This is a genomic window from Tsukamurella strandjordii, assembly GCF_039525985.1.
Classification (GTDB): Bacteria; Actinomycetota; Actinomycetes; order Mycobacteriales; family Mycobacteriaceae; genus Tsukamurella; species Tsukamurella strandjordii.
Window position 1 is genome coordinate 379,460 of record NZ_BAAAII010000008.1, and the last position, 25,440, is coordinate 404,899.

28 protein-coding genes and 1 tRNA gene are annotated in these 25,440 nt (G+C 66.0%); 15 read left to right on the forward strand and 14 right to left on the reverse strand.

Annotated elements, in window-relative coordinates; all coding sequences use genetic code 11:
* Positions 1-12: 12 nt before the first annotated feature.
* Entirely contained in the window at positions 13-273 is a 261-nt protein-coding gene (locus ABD108_RS16395; protein WP_220657296.1) for a hypothetical protein, read from the reverse strand.
* A gap of 174 nt (positions 274-447) precedes the next feature.
* Here ABD108_RS16395 and ABD108_RS16400 point away from each other — a divergent pair, with 174 nt between their 5' ends.
* From ABD108_RS16400 to ABD108_RS16420, 5 genes are all read left to right on the forward strand, one after another.
* Positions 448-642 carry a helix-turn-helix transcriptional regulator gene (locus ABD108_RS16400; RefSeq protein ID WP_220658525.1) on the forward strand — a complete coding sequence of 65 codons (195 nt, stop codon included), beginning with the start codon at positions 448-450 and terminating at the stop codon, positions 640-642.
* On the forward strand, positions 632-1,141 hold the full coding sequence (locus ABD108_RS16405; protein ID WP_220657297.1) for a hypothetical protein: 510 nt from the start codon (positions 632-634) through the stop codon (positions 1,139-1,141). Before ABD108_RS16400 ends, ABD108_RS16405 begins: the two co-directional genes overlap by 11 nt.
* Positions 1,142-1,162: 21 nt before the next feature.
* On the forward strand, positions 1,163-1,600 hold the full coding sequence (locus ABD108_RS16410) for a GtrA family protein (protein WP_304941248.1): 438 nt from the start codon (positions 1,163-1,165) through the stop codon (positions 1,598-1,600).
* The gene (locus tag ABD108_RS16415) at positions 1,597-3,177 is read left to right on the forward strand and encodes a glycosyltransferase family 39 protein (RefSeq protein ID WP_305112287.1); all 1,581 of its coding nucleotides are present in this window, start codon (positions 1,597-1,599) and stop codon (positions 3,175-3,177) included. The genes ABD108_RS16410 and ABD108_RS16415 overlap by 4 nt, the downstream gene beginning before the upstream one ends.
* A gap of 165 nt (positions 3,178-3,342) precedes the next feature.
* Positions 3,343-3,759, forward strand: a complete 417-nt coding sequence (locus ABD108_RS16420; RefSeq protein ID WP_220657299.1) for a DoxX family protein — start codon at positions 3,343-3,345, stop codon at positions 3,757-3,759.
* Between the two features lie 135 nt (positions 3,760-3,894).
* Here ABD108_RS16420 and ABD108_RS16425 read toward each other — a convergent pair whose 3' ends face one another.
* The 7 genes from ABD108_RS16425 to ABD108_RS16455 all read right to left on the reverse strand — a co-directional run bounded on the left by ABD108_RS16425 (position 3,895) and on the right by ABD108_RS16455 (position 10,807).
* Positions 3,895-4,314, reverse strand: a complete 420-nt coding sequence (locus tag ABD108_RS16425) for an ASCH domain-containing protein (RefSeq protein WP_343930824.1) — start codon at positions 4,312-4,314, stop codon at positions 3,895-3,897.
* Positions 4,281-5,849: a PIN domain-containing protein gene (locus ABD108_RS16430; protein ID WP_343930825.1), complete on the reverse strand. Its 1,569-nt coding sequence runs from the start codon at positions 5,847-5,849 to the stop codon at positions 4,281-4,283. Before ABD108_RS16430 ends, ABD108_RS16425 begins: the two co-directional genes overlap by 34 nt.
* 98 nt (positions 5,850-5,947) lie before the next feature.
* Positions 5,948-7,585: an acyl-CoA synthetase gene (locus ABD108_RS16435; RefSeq protein WP_343930827.1), complete on the reverse strand. Its 1,638-nt coding sequence runs from the start codon at positions 7,583-7,585 to the stop codon at positions 5,948-5,950.
* An 82-nt stretch (positions 7,586-7,667) separates the two neighbouring features.
* The gene (gene glfT1 / locus ABD108_RS16440) at positions 7,668-8,609 is read right to left on the reverse strand and encodes a galactofuranosyltransferase GlfT1 (RefSeq protein WP_220657301.1); all 942 of its coding nucleotides are present in this window, start codon (positions 8,607-8,609) and stop codon (positions 7,668-7,670) included.
* Entirely contained in the window at positions 8,602-9,396 is a 795-nt protein-coding gene (wzt, locus tag ABD108_RS16445; RefSeq protein WP_220657302.1) for a galactan export ABC transporter ATP-binding subunit Wzt/RfbE, read from the reverse strand. The genes glfT1 and wzt overlap by 8 nt, the downstream gene beginning before the upstream one ends.
* A 1-nt stretch (position 9,397) precedes the next feature.
* On the reverse strand, positions 9,398-10,255 hold the full coding sequence (gene wzm / locus ABD108_RS16450; protein WP_220657303.1) for a galactan export ABC transporter permease subunit Wzm/RfbD: 858 nt from the start codon (positions 10,253-10,255) through the stop codon (positions 9,398-9,400).
* Positions 10,256-10,297: 42 nt separating this feature from the next.
* Positions 10,298-10,807, reverse strand: a complete 510-nt coding sequence (locus ABD108_RS16455) for a bacterial proteasome activator family protein (RefSeq protein ID WP_220657304.1) — start codon at positions 10,805-10,807, stop codon at positions 10,298-10,300.
* A gap of 70 nt (positions 10,808-10,877) precedes the next feature.
* Between ABD108_RS16455 and ABD108_RS16460 the strand changes: the two genes are divergently transcribed.
* Positions 10,878-12,134, forward strand: coding sequence for a cysteine desulfurase-like protein (locus ABD108_RS16460; protein ID WP_255585604.1), 1,257 nt, complete (start codon positions 10,878-10,880; stop codon positions 12,132-12,134).
* A 13-nt stretch (positions 12,135-12,147) separates the two neighbouring features.
* Entirely contained in the window at positions 12,148-12,789 is a 642-nt protein-coding gene (locus ABD108_RS16465; protein WP_220657305.1) for a LysE family translocator, read from the forward strand.
* Positions 12,790-12,805: 16 nt separating this feature from the next.
* On the opposite strand, the gene ABD108_RS16470 is transcribed toward ABD108_RS16465, so the two are convergent.
* The 3 genes from ABD108_RS16470 to ABD108_RS16480 are packed head-to-tail and all read right to left on the reverse strand — an operon-like array spanning position 12,806 to position 15,551.
* The gene (locus ABD108_RS16470; protein WP_343930828.1) at positions 12,806-13,585 is read right to left on the reverse strand and encodes a hypothetical protein; all 780 of its coding nucleotides are present in this window, start codon (positions 13,583-13,585) and stop codon (positions 12,806-12,808) included.
* On the reverse strand, positions 13,582-14,577 hold the full coding sequence (locus ABD108_RS16475; RefSeq protein WP_220657306.1) for a hypothetical protein: 996 nt from the start codon (positions 14,575-14,577) through the stop codon (positions 13,582-13,584). The genes ABD108_RS16470 and ABD108_RS16475 overlap by 4 nt, the downstream gene beginning before the upstream one ends.
* On the reverse strand, positions 14,574-15,551 hold the full coding sequence (locus ABD108_RS16480) for an NAD(P)H-quinone oxidoreductase (RefSeq protein ID WP_343930829.1): 978 nt from the start codon (positions 15,549-15,551) through the stop codon (positions 14,574-14,576). Before ABD108_RS16480 ends, ABD108_RS16475 begins: the two co-directional genes overlap by 4 nt.
* Positions 15,552-15,630: 79 nt before the next feature.
* Here ABD108_RS16480 and ABD108_RS16485 point away from each other — a divergent pair.
* The 4 genes from ABD108_RS16485 to ABD108_RS16500 all read left to right on the forward strand — a co-directional run bounded on the left by ABD108_RS16485 (position 15,631) and on the right by ABD108_RS16500 (position 19,353).
* A tRNA-Ser gene (locus ABD108_RS16485) sits at positions 15,631-15,718 on the forward strand.
* 180 nt (positions 15,719-15,898) lie between these two features.
* A complete protein-coding gene (locus ABD108_RS16490) occupies positions 15,899-16,444 on the forward strand; it encodes a hypothetical protein (protein WP_343930830.1) in 546 nt (181 codons plus the stop codon).
* Positions 16,445-17,008: 564 nt separating this feature from the next.
* Positions 17,009-18,577, forward strand: coding sequence for an AMP-binding protein (locus tag ABD108_RS16495; protein ID WP_343930831.1), 1,569 nt, complete (start codon positions 17,009-17,011; stop codon positions 18,575-18,577).
* Complete coding sequence (locus ABD108_RS16500) at positions 18,574-19,353, forward strand: class I SAM-dependent methyltransferase (protein ID WP_343930832.1); 780 nt, start codon at positions 18,574-18,576, stop codon at positions 19,351-19,353. The genes ABD108_RS16495 and ABD108_RS16500 overlap by 4 nt, the downstream gene beginning before the upstream one ends.
* 264 nt (positions 19,354-19,617) lie before the next feature.
* On the opposite strand, the gene ABD108_RS16505 is transcribed toward ABD108_RS16500, so the two are convergent.
* Positions 19,618-20,106, reverse strand: coding sequence for an SMI1/KNR4 family protein (locus tag ABD108_RS16505; RefSeq protein ID WP_343930833.1), 489 nt, complete (start codon positions 20,104-20,106; stop codon positions 19,618-19,620).
* A 448-nt stretch (positions 20,107-20,554) separates the two neighbouring features.
* Here ABD108_RS16505 and ABD108_RS16510 point away from each other — a divergent pair, with 448 nt between their 5' ends.
* Positions 20,555-20,842: a DUF1905 domain-containing protein gene (locus tag ABD108_RS16510; protein WP_305112301.1), complete on the forward strand. Its 288-nt coding sequence runs from the start codon at positions 20,555-20,557 to the stop codon at positions 20,840-20,842.
* A gap of 1 nt (position 20,843) precedes the next feature.
* Here ABD108_RS16510 and ABD108_RS16515 read toward each other — a convergent pair whose 3' ends face one another.
* A complete protein-coding gene (locus tag ABD108_RS16515; protein WP_343930834.1) occupies positions 20,844-21,881 on the reverse strand; it encodes a hypothetical protein in 1,038 nt (345 codons plus the stop codon).
* Between the two features lie 151 nt (positions 21,882-22,032).
* On the opposite strand from ABD108_RS16515, the gene ABD108_RS16520 reads away from it, so the two are divergent.
* The 3 genes from ABD108_RS16520 to ABD108_RS16530 are packed head-to-tail and all read left to right on the forward strand — an operon-like array spanning position 22,033 to position 24,849.
* Positions 22,033-22,980 (forward strand): oxygenase MpaB family protein, encoded by a 948-nt coding sequence (locus ABD108_RS16520; RefSeq protein WP_305112307.1) that lies wholly within the window; start codon positions 22,033-22,035, stop codon positions 22,978-22,980.
* Between the two features lie 36 nt (positions 22,981-23,016).
* Entirely contained in the window at positions 23,017-23,589 is a 573-nt protein-coding gene (locus ABD108_RS16525; protein ID WP_343930835.1) for a TetR/AcrR family transcriptional regulator, read from the forward strand.
* 51 nt (positions 23,590-23,640) lie between these two features.
* Entirely contained in the window at positions 23,641-24,849 is a 1,209-nt protein-coding gene (locus ABD108_RS16530; protein WP_343930836.1) for a cytochrome P450, read from the forward strand.
* Here ABD108_RS16530 and ABD108_RS16535 read toward each other — a convergent pair.
* A complete protein-coding gene (locus tag ABD108_RS16535) occupies positions 24,836-25,393 on the reverse strand; it encodes an FAS1-like dehydratase domain-containing protein (protein ID WP_343930837.1) in 558 nt (185 codons plus the stop codon). The two genes, ABD108_RS16530 and ABD108_RS16535, sit on opposite strands and share 14 nt — an antisense overlap.
* Between the last annotated feature and the right edge of the window lie 47 nt (positions 25,394-25,440).

The following is a 25,440-nucleotide window of genomic DNA, read 5'->3' on the forward strand; positions in this document are numbered from 1 at the left end:
GGGGGTGCGCTCCTAGCTGTAGACGAGGCGGCGCAGCTGCCGCTCGGTGAGTTCGGGGGCGGCGACGAGCCGGCTGCGCAGCTCATCGGTGAGGGTCTCGAAGATCTCGGCGTTCTTGGCACCGCGGTCCTGGAGGGCGCGGTGGCGGCGGCGCACGAAGTCCTCGACGGGCTCCCGGTAGTAGGCCGTGACATCGTCGATCACCCGCACTGCCTCGGCGGCGGTGAGCCCCGTGGTGCGCGCGATGTGGTCGACGAGGTCGGTGTCCGGCACGACGTCGATCTTCCGTGCCGCCGACTCCGCTGTCAATTTTCTGCCCGGAATCGGGCAGAAACGTGTCGCATTCGAGCGCGGAGAGGTTTCCGACGACCTCGATGTCAAGAATGCTTGACTCCAGATGTCAAGCGTGCTTGACTTCGTGGTGTGGAAGACGAGAACCCCGTCCGGATGCGGCGGCGCGCCCGGCGCGTGACGCAGGCCGAACTGGCCGCTGCCGCGGGCGTGAGCCGCCAGACCATGGTGGCCGTCGAGAAGGGCGACTACGCGCCCAACGTGTACCTCGCCCTGCGGATCGCCCGCGCTCTCGACGCCACCGTCGAAGAACTGTTCCCGTTGGAGAAGGAGGAGAACCATGTCGGTTGAGAGTTCGCACTCGGTCGAGGACCGCGTCGAGGAGTTCATCCTGGCCCCGTCGGACCCCGCGTGGGGCGACGAGCGCGCCCGGGACGAGTACTACCGGGCGATGACCATCGGCTACTACTGGACCGCCCCCGCCACCCTGGTGCTGTCGCTGATCGCCGCGGCGGAGGGCGCGAAGATCGCGGCCGTCGCGGCGCTGTGGCTGGCGGTGTTCACGCAGCTCGCGGCCTACCGGTACTGCGTGCGCCACGATGTTCCGCTGGGCGAGATCATGAAGTCCTTCCTCACCAAGAAGCGGATGGTGGCGTTGATCGCGATCCTCATCCCGTACCTGGCGCTGTGGTGCTCGCTCATGGTCGATTCCGATCCCTCCACCATCGCGGGCGCGGTGGTCGGCGGACTCGTGGGCACCGTGATCGCGGGCGCCCTGGGCGCGCTGCTGGCACGGCAGGAGCGCCGCCGCGAGGCCGCCGCGGGTGAGCAGGACGACGTCTTCGAGTGAAGCTCGGTACCCTGATCCTTCGTGACCACCTCTGACGCGGCCGATCGGGAGCAGCTCGATCTCAAGACGCAGCTCATCCGGTTCGTGCTCACGGGCGCGTTCTCGGCGGTCGTGGACTTCGGCATCACCCTGATCGTCACCAAGCTCTTCGGCGGTGACGACTTCACGGCGAAGACGATCGGCTTCATCTGCGGTACGACCACCGCCTACCTGCTGAATCGGCGCTGGACCTTCCAGGCGCCGCCGAGCACGAAGCGGCTCATCGCCGTGTGGGCGCTGTACCTCACCATGTACGCGGTGCAGACCGGCATCTACCTCGGTGTCCTGGCGCTGTTCCCGCCGCCCGAGGACGGCTTCGGCAGCTACGCCATCCGCGCCGTCGCCTTCGTGCTCGCCCAGGGCACGGCCACCGTCGTCAACTTCATCGTCCAGCGCACGGTGATCTTCCGGTTGATGTGAAACGGTTCGGCCCACCGCTCGCCCTCGCCCTCGCGGGCGTCCTGCTGTCGCTGTGGCACGGCGGCCGCCCGTCGGTCTGGTTCGACGAGCTCGCCACCGCCTCCGCGATCGACCGCTCGCCCGGCGAGCTGTGGCGGATGCTCGGCAACATCGACGCCGTCCACGGGCTGTACTACGCCGTCCTGAAGCTCTTCGCCGTGCCCTTCGGCATGGAGCCGGCGGCGCTGCGGGCCTTCTCCGCGCTCGGCGCCGGTGCGGCGGTGGCCGCCTGCTATGTGCTGGCCCGGCGTCTGGGCGGCGAGACCCTGGCCGTGATCGCCGGCGGTATCGCGCTGATCCTGCCCCGGATCACCTGGGCCGGTGTCGAGGCACGGTCGTACTCCTGGGTGATCGCCTCGGCGGCGCTCACGCTGATCCTGGCGCACCGCGCGGCGCGGTCGGGAACCCGACGGGACTGGATCGCCTACGGCGCGGCCCTCGCCCTCTCGTCGGCTCTGTTCCTCTACTCCGCGACACTCGCCGCCGCGATGCTCGTCGCGGTGGCCTGGGCCGCGCCGGACGGGGTGCGGCGGGCGCGGCTCACGCAGGCGGCGATCGCCTCCGCCGTGGCGATCGCCGTGATCAGTCCCATCGCCTTCTTCGCCGCCACCCAGCGCGATCAGGTCTCCTGGCTGCGCTGGCCGGGCTGGATGATCTTCCCCAATGTCGCGGTGGATCAGTGGTTCGACCACTCCTACCTGTTCGCCGCCGCGGCCTGGCTGCTGGTGCTGGCGGCGGGCGTGCTGTGGTGGCGGCGCGGCGTACCGTCGGACCTGCTGCTGGCGCTGCGCTGCGGCGTGGCCGCCGCGCTGGTCCCGCTCGCGGTGATCCTGATCGTCTCGCCGGTGGTCCCGTCGTACGTGGGGCGCTACGTGAGCTTCACCGTGCCCGGTCTGGTGCTGATCCTGGCCGTGGCGGCCGCCACGGTGGCGCGCGCGCTGCCGAGCCCACGGATCGCGGGCGCCGCGGTCGTGGTGCTGCTGGCCGTGGCCGCGATCCCCGGATACCTGTGGCAGCACAGCCCGCTGTCCAAGCCGGGCGGCAGCGATTTCACCTATGCGGCGCAGTACATCCGGGACAACGCGAACCCCGGCGATTGCGTCTTCTTCCAGGTGCAGCCCAGCTGGGCGTGGCCGTCGCTGCGGATCGCGCACGACGGTCTGCCCGGCATGTTCGACGGCCTCACCGATATGGGCAACGACGGTGACCGCCGCACCGACGGCAAGCTCTGGGACAAGGAGAAGGGCGTCAACCAGTGGGCGGAGTGGGCGGCCGAGAACTGCACCGCCGCCTGGGTTCTCGCCGATGCCGATCGCTCCGAGGCCGATTTCCGCCGGGAGAACGGCAACCTCTGGTGGACCTTCCGGCCGTTCCAGTTCATGGGCACCGATATGCAGGTCTCGCTGGACTACGGCGGCCTCGCGGTGGTGCACCAGGAGCAGTTCCACATCCTGCAGGTGGTGCGCCTGGTGCGGCCCGAGCCGGCGGTGGGGCCCGATCCGCAGCCGCTGCCCCGCACGCGGCACAACTACTGGTGAGCCGCTGATCCGCTCTGGTGCGGGGTCCTCCGAGCTCGTACTCTGTAGAAATCAGAAGTGATCTACATCACATCGAGCCGGGATCGGAATGATGCGGACCATGGTCCGGTTGAAGGGTTCATGTGCGGCGCAGGGTGCGCCGCCCACACACGAGGAGATCTCACGATGGACGTCGTATTCCTGATCGGCCGGATCCTGTTCGCCGCACTCTTCCTGCTCTCTGCGGTCGGCCACTTCACCGCCGCGGACGGCATGGCGCAGTACGCCCTCTCCAAGAAGGTGCCCGCCGCCAAGGCCGCCGTGGTCGGCAGCGGCGTGATCGCACTGCTCGGCGGCCTGTCGCTGGTGCTGGGCGTGTGGATCGACCTGGGCGCGCTGCTGCTCATCGCGTTCCTGCTGCCCGTCACCGTGATGATGCACGACTTCTGGAAGGCCGTGGACCCGCAGATCAAGCAGACCGAGATGATCTCCTTCAACAAGAACATGGCCCTGATCGGCGGCGCCCTGATCCTGTTCTACTTCGTCAACGTCACCCAGTCGGTGCCGCTGGCCCTCACCGGCCCGCTGTTCCCCGCCTGGTGACGCGCCTGCGGTACTAACGAATCGTGGTCAGGTGGAGTGCGGGGCATCACCACGATATCAAGGGCTATGGGATTGAAGTGGTGAACTGACCGGCGCGCGGATCGCGTACGCTTGGGCGCATACCAAAGCAGTGAATCAAACCACTGCTGCGGGCCATTGATAGTTGTCTACGTACGCGAAACTCTGCGGTGGAACTCCGCTAGGGAGAATCTCGCCAAGTAGAACTGGACGATCTAGCGGAGCGAATTCTTCAACCAAGAGTCCGATTGCAGTTTGTCCGGATTGATAGTATGCGAAGAAAGCATCCTCGTCGATGCAGCCGCTAGTCCCATATTCTTTCCACATGGCCTCTGGGGTAAGCTCAACTGTTGACTTAATTGTGAACGAACCAACGATCCGTTTGATGGGCGCAGTTGCGTACACCCAAACTGTTGAGATATCGGAGGCGAGTCGACGCTTTCGAAATTCAATCGTCTTCTTACCCTGCATAATAGCGCTGGCATACTGCGGATGGATAGACATTACTGCAGCACGTTCAAGCGTGACTGTAGCCACCTGGTTCCCTCATCTCCTACACGTGTAACTGATTGCGGATGCGTCTTTAGACATCTGTGCTCGACCAGATCGGAAAGTTTGATCTCGGGATCGAGAAGCCTGTCAAGGCGGAACAGAATCACCAACGCACCTTTCGGATGCTGACACATCGCCCTGACATCTTCTGCGGGGTACACGGTGCGACCACCTGTGAGACCCAGTACCTCGTCTGCATCTTCAGAACGCAACGTGGACTCCACGACTCCGACCGCCATAACGGTCTTCCTGCCGCCCGACCGGTAGAATAATAGAGCGTCACCGGGAGATATCTGAGTCGTTCCAGAATTGCAAATGTAGGCTTTTCGGATTGCGTTTCCCCAAGGGAATATGGGTACCAGTTCTGGTCCCAAGTGCATTTGTTCGCCGGGTTGGACATTGTGGGCGGCTTCGGGGAACAGCTGTTCATGCCACTTTGTCTGGACCGGCACCACAAACCAGCCGGATCTGGGTGATATCGACCCTACGCCGAATCGCTTGTGGAATTCGAGGGGATCCATCTTCCTAGCCTCAGAAGCGGTCGGCCTGTATCTCTTGTGGAGAATGGCCTCACTTTCTCGAGCTGTAGATCCAGCTTCATCGAATCCGAATTGAGCTAGAAAGTCGATTAGATCTTGATGCGTTCGATACGCTTCGACGTATGTACTGGCTATGTTGTCTGCGACGTGGTGTCGCATGATCGCATTTAGTAGAAGCTCTCCAAGTCGCGCCCCGCGTTGGTGATCCATGACTTTGAATGTGCAGATCTTCGAAACCAATTGGTTCATGTACGCATACTCGCAGTCGATCTCGCGACGCTTTATTATGGCTATCGCTGCATAAGATTGATCTAGCGGATCACGGATGACGAAGCATAGTCGGTTGTCGAAATCCCCACGAACCTTGTCTAGCCACGGTAGGAATTCTTCGCCGTACTCTGACCTCAAGGAGTCAAAAATGTCTTGGTCTATATCGAGGGCATACGCTTGTACTTCATCTATTCGTGGCGGGTTCTTCGATCGGTCCGGTTCGAGGCTCGCGAGCATGCTCGCGGCGTCGGCAAGGGTGAGCACTCTGTCACCGAGACCAGCACGGCCTGCTCTCCTGTGTAGCCCCTGATCGTTCGTCACCAGGTAGTGCGCCGCGTTGGCGTGCACGGCCGCAAGGATACGTAGGTCGCGGTGGTTGTTCGAGTCGACCTCGCTGTCGCCAGCGAGGAGTTTCAACTCCTTGCTTACAGGGGGCTCGTCTTCGAGCATCTCGTACTTCAGAAGTTCCGCGTGTCGTTGGCGTACCCTCTCGGGGTTCTTGCCGTTGTCTATCTCGTCTCTGCTCGCGGGGTGTACGAAGACTCGGTGCCCCTGCTTGGAGCACAGACGCACGACTTCGGCTGCGGTCCGCTGGCCAGGCTCAATCGAACCGTTGAACGGTTCCAAGGTGATGAAGAAGTTGGTGTCAATCAGGAATCGACGACCAGAAGCCGCACCGTTCCCTCTCGCCCCACTTGCCTCGTTCGCCACATCAGCATCTTGCCTGCTTTGGAGCGGCTGAGAGGGATGCCACGCCGAGTGTCAGCTTTAGAACAAGAGGCTTGAGCAGTGGATCGGAATGGGGCTGGCTAGTCCTGGGGGAGCTCGCGGCGCACGATCTTGCCCGTGGGATTGCGGGGCAGGGTGTCGAGGAAGACGATGTCGCGCGGCACCTTGAACCGGGCCAGGTTCGCGCGCACGAAGTCCTTGAGCTCCTTGGTCAGCTCCGCGCCGTCGCCCTCGGGCGCACCGTCGGACAGCACCACGAAGGCGCGCAGGCGCTGGCCGAACTCCTCGTCGGGCACGCCGATCACGGCGGCCTCGACCACGTCGTCGCGGGTCACCAGGAGGTTCTCCACCTCCAGCGGATACACGTTCTCGCCGCCGGAGACGATCATGTCGTCGTCGCGACCGTCGATGTGCAGCAGGCCGTTCTCGTCCCAGTGGCCCATATCGCCGGACGAGAGATGGCCGTCGATGATCTGCTTCGTGCGGCCGTCGCTGTAGCCCTCGAAGGGCGCGCCCGCGCGCACGAAGACGCGGCCGCGCTCGCCCACGCCCTCCACGAGCTGATCCTTGTCGTCGTAGAGCCGCACGGTGGTGAGCACCGGGGGCTTGCCGACGGTGCCCGGCGCGGTGCGCAGGTTCTTCGGCGTGGCGACGGTGGCCACCGCCACCTCGGTGGAGCCGTAGACGTTGTAGAGCACGTCGCCGAAGGTGTCCTGGAATCGCTCCGAAAGTTCCGGCGAGACAGCCGAACCCGCCACCACGACCGACTTCAGCGAGCTGGTGTCGTACTTCGCCAGGGTCTCCGCGGGCAGCGCGAGCATGCGGGTGAGCATGGTGGGCACCGCCACCAGCATGTCGGCCTTGTTGTCCGCGATCAGCTTGAGCGTGTTCTCGGGATCGAAGCGGCGCATCGTGACGGTGGTGCAGCCCACCGACATTCCCGCCGACCACATGGCGAAGCCGGTGGAGTGGAAGATCGGCGAGGCGATCACCACGGTGCCGCGGCGCTGGAAGGGGATGCGGTCCACCAGCATCGCGGTGGCCAGCGAGGGCACCTTGCTGCGGGTGGCGCCCTTCGGCAGGCCGGTGGTGCCCGAGGTGAGGATGATGAAGCCGCCCTGCTGGGCCGGCTGCGGCACCCGCTTGGTATCGCGGCCCGCGGCCAGCTGATCGATGGTCTGCGCGCCCTCGGGCAGGGTGTCGGTGTCGTCGACCCAGGTGAGGTAGCGCGGCATATCGTCGGGCAGGGCGTCGAGCAGCGAGGTGAACTCGCTGTCGTGGAAGACGGCCTGCACCTTCTCGCGCTCGCAGACCTCCGCGAACTGGGGCTTGGCGAAGCCGGTGTTCATCATGGCCAGCCGCAGGCCGGCGCGGGCGGCGGCGCTGATGATCAGCATGAGGCCGCGGTGATCGCGGGCGAGCACGGCGATCACATCGCCGGCCTTGAGTCCGGTGGAGCGCAGGCCGCGGGCCAGCGCGTTGGACTGGGCCTCGTACTGGGCGTAGGTGAGCGTGCCGTGCTCATCGATGATGGCGGCCCGGTCGGGGTTCTCCGCCGCCCCCTTGATCACCAGCGCGGCCTGCGGACCGTACTGGCGGTTGTAACCGAGGGCGCGTAGCGCGACGTCCGGGCGCGCGGGGTCGACGACCCGTCGCTGGACCATGCGCAGCAGTGCGTGACCCTGAGGAAGCAGATCGGAGACCAGGCTCGTTCCCATGCCGACGATGATAGGCGTAGCCCTCCCGGTCTGTTGAGGGCCCTTCAATAAGCCTTCATGAAGCCCGGCGAGAGTCCCCGGATCAGGGCCGGGTGAAGCGCTCGTCGCGGCCCAGCTTGCGCAGCCGCAGCCACTCGCGGAAGCCGGCCACATCGCGCTGCTGCACCAGGAAGAACCAGCCGAACCGCGCCCACTCCTGCGGGATCAGCTTGCGCATGCCCGGCTGGGACTGCAGGTAGCCGCGGTTGCGGTAGGTGAAATAGCGCTTGGTCTCGTTGTCCGGGTACTGGGTGTGCATCCGCCCGCCCAGGATGGGCCGGAACTCGTCGGCGCCGTTCGGGTGCAGGTACGCGGTGGTCAGGCAGGTACCGAAGGGCAGCCCCGAACGCACCAGCCGGCGGTGCACCTCCACCTCGTCGCCGCGGATGAACAGCCGCAGATCGGGCACGCCCACCGAGGCCACGGCGTCCTTGCGGAACAGGGCGCCGTTGAAGAGCGAGGCGATGCCGGGGAGCAGATCGGCCGAGGGATCCCCGGCGGGGAGATCCGGGTCGATGAGCTCGCTGCGCTTGCGCCGCCACACCAGGCCCCGGCGCAGCGGGAAGGCGAGCGTCTCCGGATCGTCGATGGTGGCGACCACCGGCGAGACCTCCGCCAGATCGTGCCGCTGCGCGCATTCCAGCAGCGTCGAGAGCACCTGCGGGCCCTCGGGGCGCCCGTCGTCGTCGGCCAGCCAGATCCAGTCGGCGCCCAGGGCGAGGGCGTGCAGCATGCCCAGCGCGAAGCCGCCGGCGCCGCCGAGGTTGAACTGCGAGGGCAGGTAGGTGGTGGCCACCGGCTGGGACTGCACCAGCTCGCGCACCTCGTCCTGGGCCGCGTTGTCCACCACGATCAGGTGATCGACGGGGCGGTCCTGCGAGCTGAGCACCCGCAGCGATTCGGCGAGGGGGCCGGGCCGGTTGTGGGTCACGACCACGGCGACGACGGTGCCGGTCTCGCGAGGCGTTCGGTCGGCGTCAGTCATCCTCGGCCGCCAGCATGTCCAGGACCTTGCGGACCTGCGCGCCGGCGTCGGGGCCCTCGTAGGCGGTCACGACCTCCTCGATGCCGCCCTCCTGCCGGACCTCGCCGTGGTCGATCCACATGGCGCGGTCGCACAGCTGGGCCAGGAACTCGTTGGAGTGCGAGGCGAAGACCAGGATGCCCGACCGCTCGACCAGCGCGGCGAGGCGCTTGCGGGCCTTGCGCATGAACTCCGCGTCCACGGCGCCGATGCCCTCGTCGAGCAGCAGGATCTCGGGGTCGATCGAGGTGACCACGCCGAGCGCGATCCGCACCCGCATGCCGGTGGAGTAGGTGCGCAGCGGCATCGAGAGGTAGTCGCCGAGCTCGGTGAACTCCGCGATCTCGTCGGCCTTGCGCTGCATCGCCTTGCGGGTCTGCCCGAGGAACAGGCCGCGGATGATGATGTTCTCCATCCCGGAGATCTCCGGGTCCATGCCCACGCCCAGGTCGAAGACGGGCGCCACGCGGCCCTTCACCACGGCGGTGCCGCGGGTGGGCTCGTAGATGCCGGACAGCAGGCGCAGGAGCGTCGACTTGCCGGCGCCGTTGTGGCCCACCAGGCCCACCCGGTCGCCCTCGTTGAGGTTCATCGTGATGTTGCGCAGCGCCTCGACGACTACCACGTTGTCGTCGGCCACCACCTGGCCGCCGGCCTTGCCCATCACGGCGCGCTTGATCGACCGCGACTTCGCATCGAAGACGGGGAAATCGACGCAGGCGTCCTGCGTTCGAATGGAAACGGTCATCTCACACCCAATACGCGACTCGGGAACGGTACTGCTTCATCAGCACCAGCGTCAGCGCCCAGCCGACCACGGTGCAGCCGATCACCACGTACCAGTGCTGGGGATCGAAGGGCTTGCCGGTGAGCGGGCCCCGGATCATCTCCAGGTAGTGGTACAGCGGGTTGAGCTTGACCAGCTGCGCACGCTCACTGTTGCCGCCGGGAACGGTGTCCAGGGTCCACACCACCGGGGTCACGTAGAACAGCAGCTGGGTGAGTGCGGTGAGCAGCGGCGAGATATCGCGGAACCGGGTGGCCAGGATGCCGAAGAACATCGCGACCCAGACCGCGGTCAGGGCGAGCATGGCGAACCCGGGGATCACGCTGAGCTGGGTCCACGACCAGTGCTGCGGCGGGAAGATCGCCAGCACGATCACCACGATGATCATGTTGTGCGCGAGGAACAGCACCTGCCGCCACACCAGCCGGTAGACGTGCACCGACAGTGGCGCGGGCAGCTGCTTGATCAGCCCCTCGTTGGCGATGAACACCTCGGAGCCGTCGATGATCGAGCTCTGGATGAAGGCCCAGATCACGAAGCCCACGGTGAGCTGCGGCAGCAGTGTCTTGACGTCGGCGTTGAGCAGGGCCGACCACAACAGCGCCAGCGCACCCGCGGTGACGCCGGTGGCGATGGTGATCCAGAACGGGCCGATCACCGAGCGGCGGTAGCGCTGCTTGATGTCCTGCCAGCCCAGCTCCAGCCACAGCTCGCGGTGCACGGTGGCGCCGTCGACGAGGTCGCGGATCGCGCGCTTGAAGGTGCGTGAATCCGAGACGAGGGGCGCCGGCTGTTGCTCGGCGGGGCTATCGACTGGCACGGGTTCGAAGCGTACCCGTCTCGCCTGAGTCGCCCGGGGAGGTCATAGGTACTGGCCGTGGCCCGTCTGCGACTCGGGTCCGGGGTTCATCCCCGGGGGCAGCGCGCCCTGGCGCATCTGCTCCAGCTGTTGGCGGGCCGCCATCTGCTGGGCGAACAGCGCGGTCTGGATGCCGTGGAACAGGCCCTCGAGCCAGCCCACGAGCTGGGCCTGGGCGATCCGCAGTTCGGCGTCCGACGGGGTGGAATCGTCGGTGAACGGGAGGGCGAGGCGCTCGAGTTCGGCTTGCAGATCGTCCGATAGACCATCCTCGAGTTCCTTGATCGAGGTGCGGTGGATCTCCTTGAGCCGGGCCCGGCTGGCGTCGTCGAGGGGAGCGGCACGTACCTCCTCCAGCAGCTGCTTGATCATGGTGCCGATCCGCATCACCTTGGCGGGCTGCTCGACCATGCCCGCCAACTCGTCGTGGCCGTCGCTCGCCGCCTCCGCACCACCAGTTGTGGACGCCGGGTTCTCGGCCGGGATGATCTCCACGTCGTTGCGATCGCTCATAGCACCATTCTGGCAGTACGGCGTGGGCGGGCCGCCGACTCGTCGGTTGACGGGTGTAATCTGCATCGCAGTGAACACGTTCTCAGGTGACCAGGGTTCTCCCGGTCGGGCCTCGTCCGCCGTCGCTGTCTCGGCGTTCGACGTTGCCCGCATCCGGGGGCTTTTCCCTGCGCTGGGGGATGGTTGGATCCATTTCGACCCCCAGGCGGGCGCCCAGATTCCGGGGGCTGTTGCATCTGCAGTAGCGAACGCTTTCCGCGGGTTCGTGAGCAACCCTCATGGTGTCTATGCTGCAGCTGCACACACTCGTGGCATCGTGCAGGCGGCGCGGGTGGCGGTCGCGGATCTGACGAACGGCAAACCCGAGGGCGTGGTGCTCGGGCCCAGCCGCGAGCAGCTGCTGTCGAGCCTCGCGGAATCGCTGAGCGCGCGGCTCGGCCTCGGTGCCGAGGTGGTGCTTTGCCGCCTGGACGACGAGGCGAATCAGGCGCCGTGGCTGCGGGTGGCCGATCGCGGCGGCGCCCGTGTGAAGTGGGTCGAGGCGGATATCGAGACGGGCGAGGCGCCGGCCTGGCAGTTCGACGAGCTGGCCAACTCCGCCACCTCGGTGATCGCGATGCCCCTGGCCTCGTCGACCATCGGGTCCGTGCTCGATGTGGCGGCGGCCGCGCAGGCCGCGCACCGGGCCGGTGCGTTGCTGGTGGTGGATGCCACGAGCGCGGCACCGTACGAACTTCTCGACATCGAACGCCTCGGCGCCGATGTCCTGGTGGTCAGCGCCAACCGATGGGGCGGCCCGCAGGTGGCTGCGATGGTCTTCCGCGATCCGTCGATGATCGGGCGCCTGCGCGCGGTGAATCCGGACCGCAGCCTGGCCGGACCGGAGCGCCTGGAGGTGGGCGAGCACCAGTACGCGATGCTCGCCGGCCTGATCGCTTCGATCGATCATCTGGCCGGTCTCGATGAGGCGTCCGTGGGCACCCGCCGCGATCGGCTCGAGCATTCGATGTTCGGGCTGCGGCAGTACCAGCAGCGGCTGCTCTACTACTTGCTCAGCTCGCTGGCGTCCACGCCGCAGGTCGCGATCATCGGCCGTGCCGAGCGGCGCGTGCCCATCGTCTCGTTCACGTTGCCGGGGGTTCCCGCGGCGAAGGCGGCCAAGCGGCTCGCCGACAACGGGGTGTGCGCGCTGTCGAACGTGCCCAGCCGGTACTTCGCGGGCCTCGGCGTGCCGGAGTACGGCGGTGCGGTCACCGTCGGGCTGGGGCAGTACTCCACCCCGTACGACGTCGATCAGTTGATCCGCGCGCTCGCCTCTCTCGGGTAGCGGCGGCCTCCGGGTGAATGCCGCGCAGCTGATCTCGACCTTCGGGGCCGGGATCCTCGCCGGACTCGGCGCCACCGTGCCCATCGGCGCGATCGGCGTGCTCCTGCTCAAGGAGGGCACCGATCGGGGGTGGCGCCGCGGTGCGCCCGCCGCCTGCGGTGTGGGGCTGGCCGACTTCCTCTACTGCGTGATCGCTCTCGCGGCGGGGTCGGTGGTGGCGCCCACGGTGGAGCGCTGGGGCAAGTGGCCCGCGGCCGTGGGCGGCGTGTTGCTGTTCGTGGTGGCGGCGGTGACACTGCGCAACGCCTTCCGCGGACGGCCCCCGGGCGCGACCACCGATGCCGACCGCGCCGCCCGCACCGGTCTGCGCCGGTTCGGGCTGTTCTTCGGTCTCACCATGATCAATCCGATGCCGCTGCTGTACTTCATGGCGATCGCCGTGGGCCTGGGCTCGCGGCTGCACGAGCCCGCGGTGGCCGGGATCTTCGCGCTGGGTGTGGGTATCGCCTCGCTCGGCTGGTGCCAGGTGCTGGTCGCGGTGGGCGCCGCGCTGCGATCGCGGTCCACCGAGCGCACGCAGCGGATGATCTCGCTCGCCGGCGGCATCATCGTGGCGATCTGCGGTGTGGCCGTGGTGGTCACGGCTTTCCTGTAGTCAGTCGGCCCTATAGTCAGTCGGCGCGCAGGACGTCCAGCATGCCCGGCCGCAGGAGATCGGCGATCTTGACGTACGGGACCACGACGGGCACGTAATCGCCGGCCGCGTGCGCCACGGGCACGTAGACCTCGATGCCGGTCGCGGTGGGCAGCCACGCGTCCAGGATGTCGTCGCCGCTCACGTTGTCCGCGCGGAGCCGTCCGCTGGTGTCGAGTTCGGGGAGCAGGCCGCGGATCCGGCCGAGCGCGGCGGACTTGTCGCGGTACACGTCGTCGACGGTGACGGGGGTGGCGGTCTTGGTCGCGATCACCACGGTGCCGAGGCTGCTGTTCGGGTGGGCCGCACCCTTGCCGTTCCAGTAGAGGACGATGCGCCCGGCCACGGCATTCGCGCCGATCCGGGAGACGCCGCTGCGGTATCCGCCGGTGAGTTCGCCGTCGCTGGCGGTGGTGCTCTCATCGGCCGGGGGCATTCCGGCGCGGGAGGCCTTCATCGCCTCGTTGAACCGCTTCGTGACCGCCGGGTCGCCGCCCTGCAGGGTCGGGATCGACACCGTTGCCCCGTCCGGTGTTCCCGGTGTCGCGGTGAGCGAGGGGAAGTAGCCGTGCGCGGGGGAGGCGAGAGCACCCGCGGGGGCCGGCCCCGGACGGGCGGACGACGACCACGCACCGGCGCTGGATGCGGCGGCCGGCTCGGTGGAGCTGGACGACGGTGCGGGCGTGCTGTTCTGGCCGCACGCGGCGGTGGCGAGCAGGGCCGCGGCGGCGGCCGCGGCGGCGATGCGGGTGTTCACGGGCGATTCTCCATGGCGGCACGATACTCGTCGGATTCGAAGAAGGGCGCGAGGCGGCGGCGCAGTAGGGCGTCGAGCACGCCGCGCTCGTCGAGGGTGGCGATCACGGGCGGCCCGAAGCGCAGCGCCTCCTCGATCATGTCCTCGCGGCCCACGCCCAGCTCGGCCAGCAGGTCGTACAGCGAGGTGTCGCCGTACTTGTCGAAGACGTGGTCGATGCCCTCGTCGAGCAGGGCGCGGAAGTAGTCGGTGTCGCGGAAGGTGCGCCAGAACTCGAAGATCAGCACCACCACGTCTTCGATGTCGGCGTCGGTCACCATGTCGCGGTAGGCGGCCAGCGGGTTCTCTCGGTTGCGCCGCCACACGTCGCGGACCGCCTCGGCGACCGACCGGTCACCGTCGACGGTGGCGCGCCGCAGCACGGCCCGTACGCCCCGCCGGGTGGCCTCGTCGGCGCGTTCGCCGAGGGCGGGCAGGGCCCGGCCGAAGACGCGGTTCGCGGCACCGGCGACGGTGCGCGTCACGGGATTCCGGTCCAGGACGCGGGCCGCATCGTCGGCCGCGGAGGTGGCGGCCACGTGCAGGACGGAGCTCACGGTATCGGCGGTCACGGGGCTCTCCCACAGCTGCTGCAGGATCCGCTGGGTGACCTCCATCTCCAGCACAGCGGTGAGGAGCTCGTCGAAGCGGCGGCTGTCGACCACATCGGCGAGGCTGGTCTCCTCGTTCGCGGAGTGCCGGTACAGCCGGCCGGCGATCTCGCCCACCAGTTCCGGGATCGCGCCCTCCACGGGGACCTGCACGGCGTACTTCGCCGCGACGGCCTTGATCATGTCGGGGGTGACGGATTCGGCGAGGGTCAGTCGCGAGGCCTCGGCGAGCGCGTGGTCGACCTCGTCGATCACGAGGGCGTGATAGGCGGTGTCGCGCAGTTGCTTCTTCGCGAACTCGACCTGTGCGTCGAGGAGGCGTGCACCGAGATCGTCTGTCATGCCTGCGGATCCACGACGAGAAGTACCTTGCCGATGGACTCGGGCGAATCGAGGAGGGCCTGGGCGGCGTCGACCTCGGTGTAGGGGAGGCGGGCGGAGATGATGGGCTTCACCTCGCCGGCGGCCACCAGCGGCCACACGTGTTCGATGACACCGCTCACCACCTCGGCCTTGCTGTTCGGTCCGGTGGCGGGGCGGCCCCGCAGGTTGGTCGCGCTCACCCGGCCGCGCTTGGCAAGCAGCGCAGCGATGTTCAGCGTTCCCTCGGTGCCGCCCTGCATGCCGATGATCACCAGGCGCCCGTGCGGGGCGAGCGCGCGCACGTTGCCGGGGAGGTACTTCGCGCCCATGATGTCGAGGATCACGTCGGCCCGGCCGTCCAGCTCCTCCGCGAAATCCTGTTCGCGGTAATTGATCACGATATCGGCGCCGAGCTCGCGGCAGCGCTGCGCCTTGTACTCGGAGCCGACGGTCACGGCCACCGTGGCGCCGAGCGCCTTGCCGAGCTTGATTCCGTGCGTGCCGATGCCGCTGCCACCGCCGTGCAGCAGGAGCGTCTCGCCGGCCTTGAGCCCGGCCTCGGTGACCACATTGGAGTAGACGGTGCACGAGACCTCGGGGAGCGCGGCGGCGTCCACCAGGCTCACACCGGCGGGGATCGGGAGGCACTGGGTGGCCGCGACCACCGCGTACTCGGCGTAGCCGCCGCCGGCCAGGAGTGCGCACACCTCGTCGCCGGGACGCAGGCTGGTGACGCCCTCGCCGAGCGCGTCGACGGTGCCCGAGACCTCCAGGCCCAAGATGTGGCTCGCGCCCGGCGGCGGCGGGTACAGGCCGCGGCGCTGCATGAGGTCGGCCCGGTTCACCGCGGCGGCGGCCACCTTGATCCGGACCTCGCCGGGCCCCGGCTCCGGGGTTGGGATATCGACGAGCCGCAGGTCTTGGGTGGTTTCATCGACGTCGATCGCCTTCATGGTTCATGGGTAGCACACCCGCCACGGCGATGGGTCGTGGGCCGTCGGCCGGTCCGTGGTCCGGTAGCATTCGGCGCAGGGAAGCGTGGCAGAGCGGCCGAATGCACTCGCCTTGAAAGCGAGCGTGGGTGAAACCACCGGGGGTTCAAATCCCTCCGCTTCCGCCAAATGTGCCTTATTCGAACCCCGCGCAAGCGTCAGCGAGCGCGGGGTTCTGCTATTCCCATCACCGATGCTCAGGAGCGCCGTGTTTGGTCGACTACGCTGGTCATACTGGCCACGTGCACGTCTTTAGCGCGGGGCGACTCTTGCCGAAAGGTGTCAGGCGGGCGCGCTAGCGTCGAAGTATGGAAATACTGTCAAAGGTTCTGAGCTTTTTGCCGGTCAAGTTTGCCGTCAACGTCGCGGCTGCTGTCGTCGTTGTCCTGCTCGTCGTAAGGGGAGGTCCGAACGAGAGGCTATCGCCACTGCAGATGGTAGGTTCCGGCCTTGAGAAGGTCGGCATCGATGCAGGTTGGACGTCTACTGCTCACAGTATGTTGACGGGCGACTCGTGGTTGACATGTCTCGTAGGGGCAATCATCGTGCTTCTTGTCGGCACCGCGCTTGGCGTCGCTACCGCAGTCAGTTGGGGCAACGGGGTCACTGCGCCGTCCCTGTCCTGGGGAACCTACGTGGCAGTGCTTGCAGCAGGCGCTGTATCTGAGATTGTCGGACGGTGGGGTCTTCTAGTCTCGCTGGGTGTCATGGCGATTGTCGGTCTGTTCGCCGCGAAGATTCAACGAGAGTGCGATGTATTTGTATGCGGGTTCTGCCCGATCTACACTCCGTTTTGTGTGCTGTTCGAATTTATCCGACCTCGATTTCTTCCTCGGGTGGACGATTACGCTTAAGAGTGGCGTAGCTATTCCTTCAGGTTCGGTACAAGGGGGACGAGACCAGTTAGTATCGTGCGGGTTAGTCACTCCGACCGCGACAGTACCCGGTCGTATCGGTGACGATCTTCGGCAAAGACCCTGTGCAAATGGTCGAGGTAGACAGCGCCGCCGTCAGCGTCCGCGCTGGAATCGGAGTCGGTCATCGTTGGACAGTCCGCTACCGAGGACCGTGTCGCTCGATCCCTGATCGACTAGCTTGACCTCGATCACAGGCTCTTGGCGCTGATCAGCATCCGAACCATGGTTCGCTTGGTCGTCCAGGGCGCTCCTCCCTCCTACGTGGCACTTCAGGCGGGCCCTATCCGTCTGTGACCCGCGTCATGTGCGACACGCGAGTCGATCCCCTGACAGGCCTTGTTGTCTCTAACGGAGGAGTCGCGCAAATAGTTGACGCGTAAAGCGTCGGCGAACAGGATTCGTCGCTCGCCCCTTGCGGTTGCACAGCGTGCGCTACTCTGACCGTTCGTTAGGGGCGGACACTTACCGCCCGTGGCCTTACCGGGGGGAAGAATGAGCTACTTGACGGGCAATGTCCTGTTGGATGAGGTCATCGTGTCGGCGCACGAACGTCCACACGACGTAGCGGTGGTGGAAGCGAAGACGGGGCGAACACTGTCCTTCGAGGCGCTGCTTGCGTGCGCCACTACCGCGGGCCGCAGGATGGTCAATGCTGGCGCACGCCCCGGTGGCAACGTCGTGATGACGGGAGCGCTCGATCTCGACTTTGTTGTCGCCTGCTTCGGCGCGTTCACCGTGAACGTTACGCCTGCACTGCTGGACCCGAACTCGAAGGATGTAACGCTCAAGCAATGCATCGACGAGCTGGAGGCGGAGGTGTGGGTCACCACCAGCGAAGTAGACACCCTCGGGCTGCGACACTTCAATCCGATCGGGACCTCTCGCTGCAGCGACAGCACCGACCGATTCGGCGAATGGGTTTCGAGCTGGGATGTGCTTGACCCGATCCTTATGCTCTACACAAGTGGGACCACTGGCATCCCGAAAGGCGTCCCGTGGTCTTCTCGCGAACTCTCATCGCAGATTCGCTACTACTCAGCGGCCTCCGAGATCCGGACTGAGTTCTGCCTGTTCCCGCACCTGGCGCTCGTAGCTATTGCAATCGGCAGAACGGCGGTGCTTCCCGACGTGACAACGCTACAACCGCTGAAGATCCCTATCGAGTCGGTACACGGCCAAATGGTCGAATACGGTTGCGACTATGTTTTTGCCTCGCCGCTCGTCTGGGATAGAATGGTTCGCTTTCTTCAGGAGTCGCGAATGGCTGCGCCACCGATCCTCGTTGCAGCCACTGCCGGGTCGGCCCTGAGCGGGCGCCTAGTCGAACGAATTGCGTCCGCGCTCCCGAACACAACAGTCAGAATACCTTTCGCGAGCACTGAAGCTGTCATGCCTATCACGGTCATCGACGCAACTGAGTTTGTGTATCTAGCGGGTACGAAGACCTATGCGGGCGCAGGAGTGCCGCTCGGCGCCGTCACTGACGAGATGGCGGTCGCCGTCATACCTGTCGAGTACGAAGCACGAGATTTTTCGATCGCGCGCGCGAGTGTCACTTCCGCCGTGGTCGGGGAAATCGTTGTCTCAGGTAGCCGCGTGACGCGAACCTACTTTCGCCGAGAAGACGTTGAGCGCCACGCGAAACTGCGTGATGTCGTGACCGAACGGGTCTGGCATCGCACTGCCGACCTTGGATACCTGGACGACGATGGCCGTTTGTGGTTCGTGTGCAGGAAGAAGGATGTGATTCCCCTTCCTGGTGGCACCAACCTCTACCCGGACGCACTAGAGCAGATGTGGAACATGGCCACGGGCGCGTCGATTAGCGCGGTGGTGTACTCGGCGCTGCGCGGAGAGTTGTTCTACGTGCTTCCCAAGGACTCCGTTGCTGAGGTTGATCAGTTCGTACTTGACTTGCAAGCGGATCGTGCGGGTGTGCCACGCCCGACAGTGGTGATGCTGGGCGATTCGCTGCCAGCCGACGTGCGGCACAACAGCAAGGTTGATCGCGCATCCGTGTTACGCCTTGTTGAGGCCACTCGGGGGTTGAGCGAGGTGACGCGAGGATGAAGACCGAACTACACCCAGCAGAGGTGCTGGACGCATACCTCCATGTCTGCACAGATTCGGCGGCGTTTGTTGATCAGTTCGTCGGGCTAGCAGGCGAACTTGAGATCCGAGGTCCGGTGCTCGACTGTGCGGTCGGGACGGGCTTCGGAACTATTGAACTGCTCAAGCTCGGGCACAGCATAGTGTGCTCGGATGGAAGCGCTGAGATGCTGAAGCGGTTCTCTGCCAACTCCGACGCCGCAGGTGTGCCCGCAAAGCCGCTGCTGCTCCGTTGGAATGAGCTTGCGCACGCGTTCCCCCAGGTTTTCGAGCTGATCTTGTGTCGCGGAAACTCTCTGGCGTATGCCGATGCAGGGGATAGCCGTGTCGATGATCCGAGCGATTTCACGAGCCTCGTCGAACATCTGAGTGGGATGTACGGAGCGATCAAGCCTGGCGGGTATCTATTTGTCGACTTTCCCGTCGAGGAGGGATCCGAAGAAGTGTCGGTGCGCCGGAGCGTTCGTACCGGTGCACTCGATGATGCGCGGCCGGTAGAGGTCGTCGAGGTCATCGAAGCAAATCGGCATTCAGGTCAGCGGGTCTGGTCTGTGGCGATGACTATCTCTGAGAGCGAATACACCTTCGAGAGGGTCTCACGAATTCTTGGAGCCGAGCAGCTCACTGTTGCGCTCTTAGAAGCTGGCTTCTCCGAGGTTCGGCGAGTGAATGATTCGGGTATCCGCGATCACTATGGGTCGTTCGTTGCTGTGCGGAGCGCTACAACTACAGGGTGATGCGAGGGCCCAGATCTCGCCCGACAGAATCTTCTTAGTCTCACTACTCAGGTTCGAATACCATAGCGCACCCTCCGTAGTTTAGAGAGGGGTTCCCGGGGGCGAAAACTCGGACGGGAACACTCTCGACGACCCGGGGCGCGCCCCAATCAACTCCGGAATTGTCCGGCGCTTTGTCTATCAATCCTGACGTAAGGAGAGTCTGAGTTGAGCCGGGTCGCACTCTCAAGCCAATCATCGCCGAACGCCACCGTCGACCCCTTTTCACCTAGCAGATACACCGGGTAGTGGACCATTCCGTTGGCGTCGTAAATCGATGGCGGATCCATCCGTCACCAGTACAGGCCATCGATTCGGATCTGGATCATTAATGCGCCAGAGCAGCATCTGTCCCGTGCCGGCAGCACCGAACGCCAGGTAGGTATCTTCCGTTGAGCCGTACACGGTTTCAGTGCTCGCGTTACCGACTACGTCGATGTCGATGTCCACTGAGCGTGCATCAGCGAAATCGTAGAAAAATTCCACGTAGCCATTGTCGGCACCTGGTCGATTCTCCTCGATCCAGGAGGGAGGCGCGATGCCAAGTTTGCCACCCCAGAATCGGCCAGCGCCATAGACGTCGATAAATAGCTTGTAATCATCAGGAAGGCGGACGAATTGGCTCTCGATTTCATGCCAGTCGTACTGCGTTCCAGGAGGTCCCCGAGGAGGAGGGGCGATGCGAGCAAGGTATGTTATGAACACGATATTCACCTCTAACTATTGTTGGGGGATCGACTCACTGATATCGAGGCCAGCGCCCACCGCACGAACAAGGATCGCGGTCGGGGCTCTTGGTGTATCCGGGTGTCAATTTCACTGGGCGATGCCACCGGTGCCTCCGAAAATCACGTTGCCGATTCCGCAGACGCGAGTAGAACCAGCTACTACCTGTCTGAGCTGTCCCGCTGTCAGCTCAGGCCTGTGGGTGCCCCACCCTCCCGGCATTACGGCAGTCACACGCAGCATCCGTAGCAGTGAATCTTGCGTGGGGTCGGAGGACGCGCAAGGAGCCTTCACGGAATCGAGGTGTGGCAAGGCCACGACCTGAATCAAGTCAGACGAGGATAAACCCGTCACCCTCCGCAGGTCGGAAGCTCGGACGCAGCGATCGCGCCGGTGGAGACTGGACTCCACCGCCAGTTCGTTCCAAGGAGGCTTCATGGCAGCCACGGCAGGCCCGCTCGACATCACCTTCACAGCAACACTCGGCAAAGTCCGGGAGGGAGACACGTGGACCTGCGTGCAGCTCCCGGATTCCGCCACGATCTTCGGCACGCGAGGGCTGGTCAAGGTGAAGGGCACGGTCGACGGTGAGCCCTTCACCTCGTCGTTCATGGCGCTCGGCGACGGAACCCACAAGCTGCCGGTATCCGCCGCGATCCGGAAGGAGATCGGCAAGACCGACGGTGACGAGGTGACGGTCCACCTCACGGAACGGCTGAACTGATTCAGGTGTGGTCCGGTTCGACGGTGAACTGATCGACGGCCGATTCGTCCGGGTGGAGGTGCCTCTGTAGTTGGCCGAGGGCGTTGTCATCGAGGAAGTCCTGCGACATCCAGCACGCCCAATCGAAATCACTGGTGGACCATCGACGAACCGGGTAACCGACCCTCCCGAAGTCCCATTCTTGGGTGGATCGGGCGCGCCTGGACAGAACCCCGTCGGGTCCGCCCGCCCGATCGGCCTGGACCCGCGCGGAGAAGCTGCCGTCGGCGCGATCGAGATCGTAGAAGTGGGAGAAGGAGAATCCGAGGGCCACCTCCACGGTGAGCGCGGGGGCGGCGACGTGGTCGGTGAACCATGTGCGGCTCTCCGCCAGCCGCGCCTGCTCCGCAGCCTCGTACTCCGCCCGCCGCGCAGCCCATCGTTCATCCAGGGAAGTGGAGGGCCCGGTCCAGGTGAACACCGCACCGTCGACCGGTTCTCCGATGCTGAGTTCGATGTACTCGACGGAGAAGCCGGCATCGTCGTTGCGCTCCTGCAGGATCGCGCCGGATTCCCGGTCGACGATGATCTGGAGCGGGTACGGCTTGTGCTCCGGGGGCGCGAGTTCGACTGTCCAGCACGATCTATCGAGGAACGTGGTCTCTCCGATCGGGCCGTTCGGTCGGGTGAAATCGTCGCCGTGGAGCCAGTCCTGGGCGCTGCGGGAGATCAGGAGTTCGGAACCGGGGCCCGAGTAGTACACGCGGTCCGCGGGGGCGTGAGTCGGACTCTCGTCGGGATCGTCGGAGAACTCCCACGCGGTGACGCCGTCGGTGATGAAGTACGGCGAGCCGTCGGGGCGCTCCACCCGCACTCGCCGTCCTTCGCGCCAGACCCGGACGTCGTGGTCACCGAGAACCACCGGCATCGGCGGCGCACCGATGAAACCGAAGGTCTCGGTGCGGTCGATCAGATCGGCGTGGAGCGTGCGGACGACCCCGCGGACCGGCAGGCGCGGCCCGTCGACCAGGACCTTGAGCACTTCGACCCATTCCGTCATGAGGGCTCCATCGGTGAAGGGGCAGTGCCCCCGACGGTACCGGTGGCCGTTCGATTCCCGGGGCCGATGTCTGACACCGGGCGCCGCGGCCAAGTTACGACGTGTTCTCGAAAAGGGTGCATCTTTGCGGTGGTGAATGCATGATAGGGATATGGCAGTCGTCGATCAGCTCCTCACTCGCAGCCGCCGCGCGCGGCGGCAGCCGCAGACCCTTGCGGACCTGCTCACGATGGTGGGGCTGACCAGTGGCGTCGCGAACATCATCATGCAGCTGTCGCTGCCGCCGGTCGGGCATGGCGTGCACGAGAGCCGGGTCGAATCCGGCAGCCCGCGGCGGCACCCGTTCAAGCGGCTCCGCACTACCGGCCAGCACCTCGTGGTCTCGGTTGCGGGCGACGAGCAGGATCGCGCGGCCTTCCGAGCCGAGATGGCCAAGGTGCACGCGCACGTCCACTCGACCGAGAAGAGCCCCGTGAAGTACAGCGGGAACTCGCGCGAACTGCAGCTGTGGGTGGCGGCTTGCCTGTACCGCTTCTACATCGATCAGTACGAATTCCTGTACGGCCCACTCGATCGCGAGACGCTCGACGTGCTGACGCCGGCGGCGGCACCGCTCGCCACGGGCGTCAACGTTCCGGAGTCGGCGTGGCCGCAGAGCTGGCAGGAGTTCGAGGACTACTGGAACTCGATGCTGCCGTCGCTCGCGATCGCCCCCGAGGTGCGCGACGATCTGAAATCGTTGTCGGACTTCATGTTCCTCAACGAGGCGCTCGGCCCTCCCGGATGGGTTCTGGCCAAGATCTTCGGCCCGCTCAACCACTTCATGACGCGCGGGAATCTGCCGCCCGCTTTCCGGGAGATGCTCGGCTGGGGGTGGACCGACACCGAACAGGAGTGGTTCGATCGCCTGCTCCGACTGTTGCGTCTGGCCGACGTGGTCAATCCGCAGGCGCTCACGCTCTACAACAAGCTGATGCTGTGGGACCTGCGGCTGCGGCTGCGGGTGACCGGATCGATCCTGGGGCGCGAGAAGATCCTCGACGAACCCCTCGGTGAGCAGGGTAAGACCCCGATCGACCGCTGGCGCGAGCGCCGTTAGCCCGCCGGTGCGCGGTCTGGACTAGGGTCTGGACGCATGTCCAGCGCACCGTCGGACCTGCCCCGCAGGCGACTGACCCCCACTCAGGCGGACACCGTCGCGAAGCTGTGCGCGGCGGTGCCCGCGGTGCTGGCCGAGCACGGGGTCGACGGGTTCACCGTGCGGCTGGCGGCGCGTGCCGCGGGGGTCTCGCCGGCCACCGCCTACACCTACTTCTCGTCGAAGAACCATCTGATCGCCGAGGTCTTCGCCCGCAGGGTGGAAGCCGAGCTCGTCGAGCCCGATCCGTCTGCGTCCCCGCGGGATCGGCTCCTGGAGGTGCTCTGCGGGCTCGTCGATCTGGTGCTGATCGATCCGCAGTTCGCCACCGCCGTGAACACGGCACTGCTCGGGCACGAGCCCGATGCGCAGGTGGTGCGGTTGCGGGTGGGCCTGCTGATCCGCGGGCGCCTGGCCGAAGCGCTCGGGCCGGGTGCACCGTCGGGGCTGGTGGAGTCCGTCGAGCTCGCGTACTCGGGTGTGCTCGTGCAGGCGGGGATGGGATACATCGATGTCGCGGCGTCGAAGGCGGCGCTGACCCGCGCGGTCGACCTGATGATGCGCGACTGAATACCGAGAACCTGTTCCACTTCGGCGGGATCTGGACTACTGTCTGGACACATGTCCAGTTCCACGACCGTGCTCGACCCGTACTCCCACGCCTTCCATGACGACCCGTATCCGGTGTACGAGCGCCTGCGCGCCGAACAGCCGGTGTACTACAACCCGGAGCGCGATTTCTGGGCACTCTCCCGCTACGACGACGTGCGTGCGGCCTTCCGGGACACGGAGCGACTGTCGAGCGCGTGGGGTGTCACGCTGGAGCCGGCGGCCTACACCCCCGACGCCGAGTACGCGATGAGCTTCATCGCCATGGACGATCCGCGGCACATGCGCATCCGCCGGCTCGTGGCGAAGGCCTTCACCCCCAAGCGAGTCGGCGAACTGCGGCCGTGGATCGAGGGCCGCGTGCGCGAACATTGGGCGGCGTGCCTGGAGCGCGCCGAGTTCGACTTCGTCGCCGACTTCGCCGCCCTGGTGCCCATGGAGGTGATCTCCGAGATGATGGGTGTGCCGATCGCGGATCGGGATGAGCTGCGCAGGCTGGGCGATGTGCTGATCCACAGGGAGGACGGTGTTTTCGACGTTCCCCAACCGGCGGCGGAGGCCTTCTTCGGCCTCTATCGGTACTACTTCGATCTCGTCGCCGAACGCCGAGGCCGCCCCGCCGACGATCTGGTGTCCGCCCTGATCGCCGCGCAGGTGGAGGGCGACGACGGCGAGAAACAGGCCCTCACCGATGCGGAGATCGTGGGCATCCTGATCCTCATGATCGTGGCCGGGAACGAGACCACCACCAAGCTCCTCGGGAACGCGATGTACTGGGGCGCGCGATTTCCCGACGAGGGCGCCAAGCCCTTCGCCGCACCGCCACGGATGGGGGAGTGGTCGGCGGAGACCCTGCGCTACGACACCTCGACCCAGATGCTGTTGCGGCGCGCGACATCCGAGGTGGAATTCCGCGGAACCGTGATCCCCGAGGGCGATCGGGTGCTGCTGCTGGTCGCCTCCGCCAACCGCGACGCCCAGATCTTCGACGACGCGGCCGCCTTCCGGATCGGTCGCGACACCTCGGCCTCGCTCAGCTTCGGCTTCGGCAGCCACTTCTGCCTGGGATCGCACCTCGCCAAGCTGGAGGCGGATATCGCTCTGGGCGAGGTGGTCTCGACGGTGCGCGGCTACGAGGTGGACTTCGAGGCCGCCGAGCGGGTGCACTCGCTGAACGTGCGGGGCCTGTCGTCGCTGCCCATGCGCGTCAGGCGTTCATGACCCCGTGCATCACGATCTTCTCGGCCACGTCGCCGTAGTCGGCACCGTCGTCCGGCGAGCCGCCGATCAGGGTGGTGGAGAAGGTGACCAGGTGCTCGTCCTGCTGCGAGTACATCTCGTTGCGGATGGTGACCATGTCGAATCCGCCGACCTTGCGGTACTTGTCCACGTGCACGTGCATCGTCAGCTCGTGGCCCGCGACGATCGGCCGGTGGTAGGTCATCGACTCGTCGGCCTGCAGCAGCTGGCTCGCGCCGTAGCCGATCACCGAATCGTCGAACAGGTGCCGGTTGGCGACGATGCCCGCCACGCTCACCAGCATGGGCGGCGCCACCAGATCGTCGTAACCCGCGGCCGCCGCGGCGTCGAGCTCGAAGTACCGCGGATCGGTGAACTGCGAGGCGCGGGCGTACTCGCGCACCTTCTCGCGGCCCACGGTGTAGGTCTCCGGGTGCACGTAGTGGTAACCCACGGCGGCCTCCGCGCGCTCGCTGATCTCCTCGGGAGTCAGGGGGCGGTTGGCGAGTGCGGTGTCGTTGGGCATGTGGCGACGGTACGGGGACGGATGTCCCGAAGGTCTTGTGCGGACCT

Coding starts and splice junctions, on each gene's coding strand:
- ABD108_RS16455 (WP_220657304.1), bottom strand. CDS start 10,807: ATGAGCGATCGCAACGACGTGGAGATCATCCCGGCCGAGAACCCGGCG.
- ABD108_RS16400 (WP_220658525.1), top strand. CDS start 448: ATGCGGCGGCGCGCCCGGCGCGTGACGCAGGCCGAACTGGCCGCTGCC.
- ABD108_RS16535 (WP_343930837.1), bottom strand. CDS start 25,393: ATGCCCAACGACACCGCACTCGCCAACCGCCCCCTGACTCCCGAGGAG.
- ABD108_RS16480 (WP_343930829.1), bottom strand. CDS start 15,551: ATGAAGGCGATCGACGTCGATGAAACCACCCAAGACCTGCGGCTCGTC.
- ABD108_RS16500 (WP_343930832.1), top strand. CDS start 18,574: ATGAAGACCGAACTACACCCAGCAGAGGTGCTGGACGCATACCTCCAT.
- ABD108_RS16420 (WP_220657299.1), top strand. CDS start 3,343: ATGGACGTCGTATTCCTGATCGGCCGGATCCTGTTCGCCGCACTCTTC.
- ABD108_RS16490 (WP_343930830.1), top strand. CDS start 15,899: ATGGAAATACTGTCAAAGGTTCTGAGCTTTTTGCCGGTCAAGTTTGCC.
- wzt (WP_220657302.1), bottom strand. CDS start 9,396: ATGACCGTTTCCATTCGAACGCAGGACGCCTGCGTCGATTTCCCCGTC.
- ABD108_RS16510 (WP_305112301.1), top strand. CDS start 20,555: ATGGCAGCCACGGCAGGCCCGCTCGACATCACCTTCACAGCAACACTC.
- ABD108_RS16530 (WP_343930836.1), top strand. CDS start 23,641: ATGTCCAGTTCCACGACCGTGCTCGACCCGTACTCCCACGCCTTCCAT.
- glfT1 (WP_220657301.1), bottom strand. CDS start 8,609: ATGACTGACGCCGACCGAACGCCTCGCGAGACCGGCACCGTCGTCGCC.
- ABD108_RS16525 (WP_343930835.1), top strand. CDS start 23,017: ATGTCCAGCGCACCGTCGGACCTGCCCCGCAGGCGACTGACCCCCACT.
- ABD108_RS16405 (WP_220657297.1), top strand. CDS start 632: ATGTCGGTTGAGAGTTCGCACTCGGTCGAGGACCGCGTCGAGGAGTTC.
- ABD108_RS16520 (WP_305112307.1), top strand. CDS start 22,033: ATGGCAGTCGTCGATCAGCTCCTCACTCGCAGCCGCCGCGCGCGGCGG.
- ABD108_RS16515 (WP_343930834.1), bottom strand. CDS start 21,881: ATGACGGAATGGGTCGAAGTGCTCAAGGTCCTGGTCGACGGGCCGCGC.
- ABD108_RS16435 (WP_343930827.1), bottom strand. CDS start 7,585: ATGGGAACGAGCCTGGTCTCCGATCTGCTTCCTCAGGGTCACGCACTG.
- ABD108_RS16475 (WP_220657306.1), bottom strand. CDS start 14,577: ATGACAGACGATCTCGGTGCACGCCTCCTCGACGCACAGGTCGAGTTC.